Annotated in this window: 8 protein-coding genes; 1 reads left to right on the top strand and 7 read right to left on the bottom strand. The window is 43.9% G+C overall.

The window, feature by feature from the left end; all coding sequences use genetic code 11:
- Positions 1-593: ABC transporter substrate-binding protein (locus B9J84_RS03255; RefSeq protein ID WP_094123517.1), on the bottom strand; the 593-nt coding region annotated here is incomplete at its 3' end.
- A gap of 183 nt (positions 594-776) precedes the next feature.
- Positions 777-1,673, bottom strand: coding sequence for a response regulator (locus B9J84_RS03250; RefSeq protein WP_094123516.1), 897 nt, complete (start codon positions 1,671-1,673; stop codon positions 777-779).
- Between the two features lie 97 nt (positions 1,674-1,770).
- Here B9J84_RS03250 and B9J84_RS03245 point away from each other — a divergent pair, with 97 nt between their 5' ends.
- Positions 1,771-2,520: a chromosome partitioning protein ParA gene (locus B9J84_RS03245; RefSeq protein ID WP_088729276.1), complete on the top strand. Its 750-nt coding sequence runs from the start codon at positions 1,771-1,773 to the stop codon at positions 2,518-2,520.
- 34 nt (positions 2,521-2,554) lie between these two features.
- On the opposite strand, the gene B9J84_RS03240 is transcribed toward B9J84_RS03245, so the two are convergent.
- From B9J84_RS03240 to B9J84_RS03220, 5 genes are all read right to left on the bottom strand, one after another.
- Positions 2,555-3,481, bottom strand: a complete 927-nt coding sequence (locus tag B9J84_RS03240; RefSeq protein WP_017043951.1) for an SPOR domain-containing protein — start codon at positions 3,479-3,481, stop codon at positions 2,555-2,557.
- Positions 3,482-3,647: 166 nt separating this feature from the next.
- The gene (locus B9J84_RS03235; RefSeq protein WP_010319654.1) at positions 3,648-4,586 is read right to left on the bottom strand and encodes an ABC transporter permease; all 939 of its coding nucleotides are present in this window, start codon (positions 4,584-4,586) and stop codon (positions 3,648-3,650) included.
- 2 nt (positions 4,587-4,588) lie between these two features.
- The gene (locus B9J84_RS03230) at positions 4,589-5,566 is read right to left on the bottom strand and encodes an ABC transporter permease (protein ID WP_094123515.1); all 978 of its coding nucleotides are present in this window, start codon (positions 5,564-5,566) and stop codon (positions 4,589-4,591) included.
- A 199-nt stretch (positions 5,567-5,765) separates the two neighbouring features.
- Positions 5,766-7,322 (bottom strand): ABC transporter substrate-binding protein, encoded by a 1,557-nt coding sequence (locus B9J84_RS03225; RefSeq protein ID WP_026027967.1) that lies wholly within the window; start codon positions 7,320-7,322, stop codon positions 5,766-5,768.
- Positions 7,323-7,430: 108 nt separating this feature from the next.
- Positions 7,431-9,146: an ABC transporter ATP-binding protein gene (locus tag B9J84_RS03220; protein WP_019281822.1), complete on the bottom strand. Its 1,716-nt coding sequence runs from the start codon at positions 9,144-9,146 to the stop codon at positions 7,431-7,433.
- Positions 9,147-9,668 lie beyond the last annotated feature (522 nt).

The raw sequence follows: 9,668 nt of genomic DNA, 5'->3' as shown, positions 1-9,668 counted from the left end.
ATTTTCTTTAATTTAGGGTCATTTTCAAAAAGATTAAGCCCATGCTGTTCAGAGGTGATAGCAAGATCGATGCGACTCGCCTCTAGCATATTAATAATTTGTTCTACGCTAGTGACAAAACTGATTTTTAATTTGTCTGTATTTTGGTTAAATTGGTCACTATAAAAACTGCCATTGAGTGCACCAATAACAAAACCTCGGCTGACAATTTCATCAAAACTATTTGCATCAATATCCGAGTTCGTCCGAGTAAAATAAAACACCTCTCTTTCACCATACCCCATTAATAATGGGTGAAGAAACTGTTCTCTCTCTTCATCCATAGAGTGCAGAGGAATAAGATCAACTCCACCCTGTGGAGCGACACCAATGGTTCTTGCCCAAGGAACTTTTGTCCAATGGACTTTATGCCCCAACTTAAGAACAACCTGGTTAATCACATCTCCACCAGGGCCTTTACACTCACCATTTTCAAAATAAAGATAGGGCTTTCTATCTCGGCAATGCCCCTCCCACGTAACATTCGCTAAAAGTGGGGCTGACATAAATAGGCTTAAGCAACCAATGATGAGTATCCGTATAAATTTTATCATATCGCTTCCTTTGATTAATCAGTTAATATTAAATACTCTTAGGAACAACTTCAGTATAGTCACTAAGTGGCACTCTTGCTAATACCTCATGAAGAACGGCTCATCAATATCATCTAAAAATATACCCAATAGCAAAAATCATCCTGTCATAAAGATAACCTCAGAATATGCTTTTAAAAATGATTAAAATCCCACCAAAGTAATTTTCCCTTGGGCTAACGCCCCCATTTGGCAGGAAAAATCGACCCGTTTATCCGCTTCTTTGGCAAATAGGGTTTCGAGCTTTTCAAACGATTGAGGGATAAAACTGATATTTTTTAACTTCAGGCTTTTGCGGGTTTGATTATCAAGAAACGCTAATGCGGAAGCACTTAATACTTTCTGGCAAGTATCGAGAATATCCTTACTGACCATTTTGCTGTGTACCGCTTGTTGTAGTTGCTCTTTGGTAATGCTGGGGTTGCCTTTAGCAAAGACACAAACGGCGTAGATATCAAGCAGTGCCACCGCGCGCGGCTTTTGCGTTTCGCCATCTTCATAGACTGCCATCAAACAAGGAATTTTACTCTCATCAAACGATTGACGACGAATATTATTCAGCACGATTTCAGCACCCACCGTTCTTTTTAGCAGCTTTTCTAACTGTGAAAGCTTCGGTAAAGCCAACTCATCTTGCAACTCGACCATCTCGTCTAATTCAATGCAGCTCTCTTCCGCTCCTTGCACTAAAGGAAGCAACTTTTGGTGTAGTTCACCGTCATCAAATGGTTTCGACAACACAAACGACGCTCCAGCTTCAAGCGCCTGTTTGATTTGTTGCTCATCGGCCACCGTGGTGAGCATTGCCACTTTTATCCCGAGCTTACGTTTGGTTATCGCTTGTGTCAGCTCCAGCCCCGTCATGCCTGGCATGTGCCAATCTGTTAAGACAATATCCGGCTGCCAACTGCCAATCAGCTTGAGTGCGGCCTTACCATTGTCTGCCTTTTGAATGGACAAACGTCGGTAGCCAAACGCCTCTAAGGCTCGTCTGACTATTTCAAGTGTCGCTTTACTGTCATCAACAATGAGAATCTTCACAGCATATTTTTCTATGACCTAACTTGTTCAAAGTATAGGCACATTTTTTTACAACAACTAAACTTACCTGAAAATACAGCAACAAAAGTGGGTTTATGTGATGCCAATACAAGAGTTCCTCACCGAAAAGGTTTTATCGCTCTTAGCGATCGATCTCGGGCTTATTATCTTGTTGGCTTGGTTTTTTATCCTGCTGCTGATCCTGCGTGAATTTAGGAAATTTGCGCATGGTTTTACTCGTAATAAAAGTGATAGCGATGAAGACACGCTTCATCTATGCCAACAATCCGTTGAAAATGCGTTGAACTACACCGCAGAGCATAGCTCGACTCTGAATGATTTAATCATCATTCAAAAAGCGCTCGAGCAACAGGTTTCTCTCATCAAAAATTCCTCTTCTCAGGGCATTAGTGCCGAAGATCAGGCTTCAATTGATGAGCTCAATGAGAAATTGAGTAAATCGCATAAGTTGATCCGCAAACTGAAAGGCGATCTCGATAAAAGTGTGAAAGGGCTACGAGTGACTCGTAAAAAACTCTTTGCTCAAACTGATACCGTTGACAGTTTGAAAGAAGAAAAAGCCACCATCGAAAAAGAGTTTGAACAGTTAGAAGCGGAATACATCAAGATCAGTAAAGCAGGTGATTTCTACGAAATGGCAAAAAATTATCAAGCCGAGAAAAAAGAACTACTAGAGACCATTGAGAAATACAAAGAGCAAGCCAAACAAGGTGGCACTTCTGTCGATGTCGAAGCGATGAAAAAACAGTTGTATCACATCAGTAAAGAGAAAGATTTTATCGAACAACGCTATCTACAATTACTCGAAGAGGGAAAGAAAGAGTAGCGCTGCCGCCATTTCTGACGGCAAACTGAGACACTTATTTAACGCAAATCACATTGAGTAATGAGGAACCTTTCAGTTGGCTGACTTTACCGTTGGTAAAAAGCCCTTTTTGCGACCATCCCCAATAAGGTAAGTGCATTGGCCATTGGTTACTGTCCATCTGTTTTGAATCCAAAAGGCGTTGCCACTCTTCTTCCGTTACCAAGCGCATCGCCATTTTTTGGCAGGTTTTTTCTGCCACCTCATAGTTTAGACGGCTCCATGCTAAGCCATGTTCCATATAGAACTGTTCATCACTCGAACGTAAATGAGGCACCACAAACTGCAAACCGTTTGCGGTGGTGCTCAAACGAATTTCAACCGCTGGCGGAACATTAAGAGCTGGCGCTTTGGTTGATGGTTTCGTTGATAATGGCGAACTCGCCATTTCCACTTGTGGTTTCGGTAAAGACTTTTTGGTGATTTGTTTTGCGGCAGACGTTGCTTGAGCGGAAGTTGTCTTTTTTATCGGCGAGCTCGACTGCGCGCGCCCTTTGACAACCTCACGAATGAAAGCCTCTTTGTAACCGGGGATTTGCTGGATAAGAGGCAGCTCTTTTTTTACTTGCTCATAATCAGTATAAGGACCGATTAAGCAACGATACGTTTTCGCTTCTGGTTTTAGCCATACATCGGTAGAAATATGGGTATAAAACGCTTTGGCTTTCAGCAAAGATAATGGCTTATTTAGCACGCCACACTGAATCCAAAAAGTGGATGATTGCCCTTTGGGCTTTTTCTTTCCCCATAAACCTTGCCCTATTGGGCATGCTTTATCAAGAATGGGCAACTGATCGACAGAAGCTTGAGTCGCATCACAAAGAAAATCTTCCGCCCAAGCGGGTTGAAATAAAGCCAGCGACGCCAACACCGTTAGGCTTGATGTCACACACAGGGTCGTTTTCCGCATCAGGGTCATCATATTGAGTCCATATACTTGCTTAATAGTAGTGACAACATTACCGATTCAATGTTCCCTAGTTCAATGGATTTGGGTTGGGTATAACAAAAATACTAGCAAAAAAAGAGCCGCATTTGACGGCGGCTTTTAGTTTAGGGATTTTCTTTAGCAAAAATCAATTGCCACATCACCCTTTGTAAATTTTTGGGTTAAAAACATCGCGTAGCCAGTCACCCAACAGATTGATCACCAACACTAATGTGACGAGTACAAAACCAGGGAAAGCCGTAATCCACCAAGCGCCAGAGAAGATGTAGTTAAAGCCCATGCTAATCAAAGCACCCAATGATGGCTGATCGACTGGCAAACCTAAACCTAGGAAAGAGAGTGCCGCTTCAGACATGATCGCATTGGCAATTTGTACAGTTGAGATAACCAAAATAGGCGATAAACAGTTAGGTAAAATATGGCGAAACATGATGCGTGGTGATTTAAAACCCATCACACGAGCCGCTTCCACATACTCTTTTTTCTTCTCGGCGAGCACTGACGCACGAATTGTCCGCGCGTATTGTGGCCACTCAGCCACGCCGATAATCACCACCAACATCACAACCGCATACTGACTATAAAATTCACTCCCAAAACTGGCTTTGAAAATTGCCGAAACAATGATCGCCACCATCATGGTTGAAAACGATAGCTGTACATCAGCAAAACGCATCAAAAAGCTATCAATACGTCCACCAAAGTAGCCAGCAGAAAGGCCAATCACGATACCAAGTAGCAACTGTAAACCGACCGCCAAAAAGCCAATCGTCAGTGATAGACGCGAACCATACAGTATGGTCGACAAAATATCGCGCCCTTGCTCATCCGTGCCGAGAACAAAGCGCTCATCGGCTCCGTCCATCCAAGAGGGAGGTAATTCTGCATCCATCAGATCAATCGATGATAGGTCGTACGGGTTACTGGGGGCAATGAGTGGCGCAGCGACAGACAAAGTTAAGAATACCAAAAAGATGACGAAGCTGGTCATCGCCACTTTATCACGCAAGAAATAGTACAAAAAATCAGACTGTTTAAAACGCTCCCAACGAGATGGAGCAGCAGCAAATTGGCTCATGATTAAGCTCCTTTTCCAGTAAGGTTCACAGTCGGGTTAATCAGACCGTATAACAGATCGACAATGGTGTTGGTCACAACAAAAATCAGGCCAACGAATATGACGTAAGCGGTGATCAGCGGAGTATCAACTCGGTTGATCGCTTCAAGGAAAAGAAAGCCCGTACCCGGCCACTGAAAAACAGTCTCGGTTAAAATGGTGTAGGCCACCATAGTCCCAATTTGTACACCGCCGACGGTTAGCACCGGTAACATGGTATTTTTAAGTGCATGTTGGTAGTAGATTTTGTTCAATGCCAAGCCTTTAGCTTTAGCAAATTTGATGTATTCCGAGCTCAGCACTTCAAACATTTCAGAACGCACTAAACGAATAAACAGCGGCAGCATGATCGACGCCAGTGAAACACAAGGCAGCACCAAGTGTGCTAATCCATCAGCCGTGAAAAAACCAGATTCCCAACCCAACCAATTGGCAGTTTCCCCTCGTCCATACGATGGTAACCAACCTAACGTGATCGAGAAAACATACATCAACATAATCGCAGTTAAGAACACTGGGATAGAAATACCAATACTGCTGCCCGCCATCACCACTTTGGTAAAAAAGCTTTTGGGATGAATGGCTGTGTAAACCCCTAAAGGAATGGAACAGACAATGATGATTACGGTCGCACCGAGCACAAGCTCTAACGTTGCGATTAATTTATCGAGAATAACGTCTACCGCAGGGCGTTTGAAAAAGTAGGACGTGCCTAAATCACCCTGCACCGCGGCCGTAATAAAACGAGTATATTTGGCAATGAAAGGATCATTCAGTCCAAGTTCATCGCGCAGCGCTTGGCGCTCGCTTTCTGAAACAGACTGCCCAACAAGCTCACGCAATGGGTCGCCTAAGTTATCCTGAATGGCAAACGCCACCAGACTGATCACAAACATCACTATCAGTGCCTGAAACAGGCGCTTGACCAGAAACGAAAACATTCCTTGCCCCTTAAACTATCCATGATGGTTCTTTTTAAAATTGAATTAACTTTAATAGGAACGAAAAAATTCAGCCTAAAAAATGACACTCGACCCGACTGAAATAAAGCAAAGTGCAGAGATCTTAATAAGGCATCCAAGCGGATGCCTTGAGTGACCTAAGCGCCGCCCACATCACATGAGCGGCCAACTTAAGTAATTACTCGCTAACGACTAGGTCGCCGAAATAAGGGAATTCCATCGCGTTAACAATCGGTTTGATATCTAAAGTAGATTTCGCACCCCACGCTAGGTTTTGCCAATGCAGTGGAACAAATGCTGCGTCGTTGTACAAAGTCACTTCGACTTTTTGCAGCATCTGTGCACGTTTCGCAGGATCGGTTTCTACGTTTGCCGCTTCAACCAACTTATCCACTTCTGGATTTGAGTAGTGACCACAGTTGTACTGGCCTTTACCACTCTCTTCGTTACGTGTCATGGTTAAGAACTCGGTGAAGTTTGCTGAGTCTTCAGTATCTGAGTGCCAGCCAATCATTAGCAGATCCGCGGCGCACTTATCAAACTCAGGCCAATATTGCGCTTTTGGCATGGTTTTAAGATCAACCTTAATACCAATTTTCGACAACATCGCCGCTGCAGCTTGTGCAACTTTCGCATCGTTCACATAACGGTTGTTTGGCGCGATCATGGTGAGCGTCAGCCCTTTCTCATAACCAGCCTCTTTCATCAGCTCTTTCGCTTTTTTCAAATCAAAACGAGGCACAAGGTTCGCGTCATAACCAGAATAACCCGCTGGGCCTTGTTGGCCAGCTGCTGTCGCAAAACCTTTCATGATTTTGTCAACGATACCTTGGTTGTTGATGGCGTGAACAATGGCTTGACGCACACGAACATCTTTCAGTGCTTCATTGCTGTTTTGGTTCATTTGGAAAGTGATGATACGCGTACCCGGTAAGGTCACAAGATCAATACCTTTGGCTTCTTCCACACGTTTATGATCGTTTGGCGCAACAGGTGCAATCATATCCACATCACCAGAAAGGAGCGCCGCAACACGAGTGGCATCTTCTTTAATCGGTACTAAGGTCAGTTTGTCTACGTTGCCTTTTGATGCGCTATCCCAATAATCTTTAAAGCGTTCAAATTCCACTTTTACGCCTTGTTCGCGGAAAGTCACTCTAAATGGGCCAGTACCAGAAACGTTGGTCGAAGCAAACGAGTTGCCGTGCTTCACAATTTCAGATTTCTCTTTACCATCAGCCGCTTTGCCCGAATAGAACTTGCTGTCCATAGGGAAGATGTAGGTTGCGGTTTGCAGAACCAGCGGATAAGCGCCTTTGGATACGATCTCGACGGTGTAATCATCCACTTTGACCATCTTTTCATACGGTTCAAAAATAGCTTTGAAATCAGGAGAATCTTGTAAACGATCGAACGTCCAGACCACATCGTCTGCCGTCATTTCGTTACCTGAATGGAATTTCACCCCTTTACGCAGCGTAAAACGGAATGTTGTATCATTGACACGTTCCCATTTCTCAGCAAGGCGAGGTTCAAAATCAAATGTCTGGGTGTAACGAACGAGAGGATCAAACACCATGTGAGACATTTGTAGCGTACCACCAGATAGCTGCTCATGCGGGTCAAGTGACACTGGGTCAGCATCATAAGCGACGGTAATATTGGCCGCGCTAGCTGCAAAGCTTAAACCTGCCGCCATCAAAGCTACTGTTAGTTTGCTTTTCATGGTTTTCATTGCATAACTCCTTATGCGGGAATCCAAATCCCTAGTTGTTGTAATTGCTTCTGTTTATTCATTCCAAGCACGCTTGGTCATGATATCTCTATCTGTAACTTTTTTGGCTTACGCCGTTACTACATCTTCTCTTAAGCCCGTAAACTCAGGCATTAAAGAAATCAAATGCTGGCTGTATTGGTGTTGAGGTGACTTAAACAACTGCTCTGTAGGGGCGACCTCCAGTAAGGTCCCCATTTGCATGACCCCGACACGATCGCACATTTGGCGGATCACAGGTAAATCATGGCTGATGAACAGCATGGTCAAATTGAGCTCATCTTGCAGATCTTTCAATAGGTTTAAGATCTGCGCTTGCACAGACACGTCGAGCGCGGACGTGGGTTCATCACAAATCAATAAGCGAGGACGCGTGGCGAGTGCGCGAGCAATTGAAATACGTTGACGTTGACCGCCGGAAAACTCGTGCGGATATTTCACTCCCGCCATTTTACCTAGGCCTACGTGCTCTAAAAGATCATGCACAATTTGCCGTGTTTCCGCTTCGCTACGGGTTAATTTATGAAAACGAATCGGCTCGGCAATGATATCGAAAATCTTCATTCTCGGATTCATTGAGGTATAAGGGTTTTGAAACACCATCTGCATCTGGCGGCGCATCGGACGGCGCTCGTTTTCCGATTTCAGCGCAGTAAGATCAATCCCTTCAAAACAGACTTTGCCTGAGTTTGGAGCGTACAGACCCGCAATCACGCGTGCGATGGTTGATTTACCGGAACCTGATTCCCCAACCAAACCAAAAGTTTCCCCTTCAAACACCTCAAAACTGACGTCATTTGAAGCTTGGACATATTCACGGCGACTTTCAAACAATGAGTCTTTGGTCGTAAAGCGTAAATTCACGTTTTCTACTGTCAGCAGTGGGCCTGTGTATTGACGATTATCTTGGCTCTGACCTAACCAATGGTTTTTAACATCCAGTGGTTTTAACTCACTTGCCTCTTCGATATAGCTCACCAGCGGAAAGCGATCGAGTTTTTTATCTGAGCGAGGAACGGCGGAAATCAAACTGCGCGTATAGGAGTGATCCGGAGCGCCCAACACTTTAGCTGTCGGTCCAAATTCAACCAAGTCACCGCGATACATCACCGCGACGCGATCCGTCACATTCGAGACCACACCCATATCATGGGTGACCAGCATACAACCAACATTGTTTTTAATGCATAGCTCGCGGATGAGGCTCAAGATTTGATCTTGAATAGAAACGTCTAATGCAGTGGTCGGTTCATCGGCAATAATAAGATCAGGTTCACCCGCCAGCGCAATGGCAATCACAACACGTTGACGCATGCCACCAGAGAATTGGTGTGGGTACTGCTTCAAACGGTTTTCAGGCTGAGGAATACCCACTTGCTTCATCAAAGAAAGTGCACGCTGATACGCTTCTTCCTCAGTCACTTTCATATTGGCGTGGATGGTTTCTGTCAGTTGATGTTCAACAGTAAATAGCGGATTAAGCGACGTCATTGGATCTTGAAAAATAAAGCCAATTTTAGAGCCGCGAACTTGGCGCATCTGCTCAGGCGATAGGCCTGAAATCTTCTCACCATCTAAGAACACATCGCCACTGGCAATGAGACCGGGTGGGCTCAATAAATCGATAACCGCATTACCTACGGTCGATTTTCCGGCGCCTGATTCTCCCACAACCCCAACAATTTCACCCCGCTCGATATTAAACGAAAGCGATTTCACAGCAACGTGAACACCATGACGCGATGGGTATTCAATACGCAGGTTTTTTACTTCTAAAAGTGACATCCCAGACCTCTACGACTTGGGCAGTGTTGTGCCCTGTCTGTAACTACCTTTGAACAACAAAGCGTTCAAAGCCAGTAAAAATGAATCCATTCATACCAGTACAATATTCTGGTAATTAACAAGGCCATCAATTTGGCAAATATTTCACAGAAAAGCAACATCGATAGGATAAAAAGTCGATATCAAATCAAACCAAAGCAGTAACATCGTATTTTTATGCACCACATATGCATTAATCATTGGTATGACCAATATTCTAGCACGCAGTAATACACCCCAAAACATAGACGTTAAGCCTAAGAAAACGCCAATTTACCATGCATTCTAAAAAAGAATGCAGAATAAAATTTCAAATTATATTGCGGCATATCACGTAACACATTAGAAACAAAAACCAGAATAACCAACAAAATGCCAGACTAAAAACCAATGATAAAGCAGAAAAGCAGTGAATTCATCTGAACAAAAAATTTAGGGTTTAGCCTTTAAACATGATAATTCACTGACTTAATGAGATAGGAG

The sequence above is a fragment of the Vibrio sp. V03_P4A6T147 genome, from assembly GCF_002241085.1.
Lineage (GTDB): Bacteria > Pseudomonadota > Gammaproteobacteria > Enterobacterales > Vibrionaceae > Vibrio > Vibrio anguillarum.
This window is presented reverse-complemented; position numbering and strand designations above follow the sequence as displayed.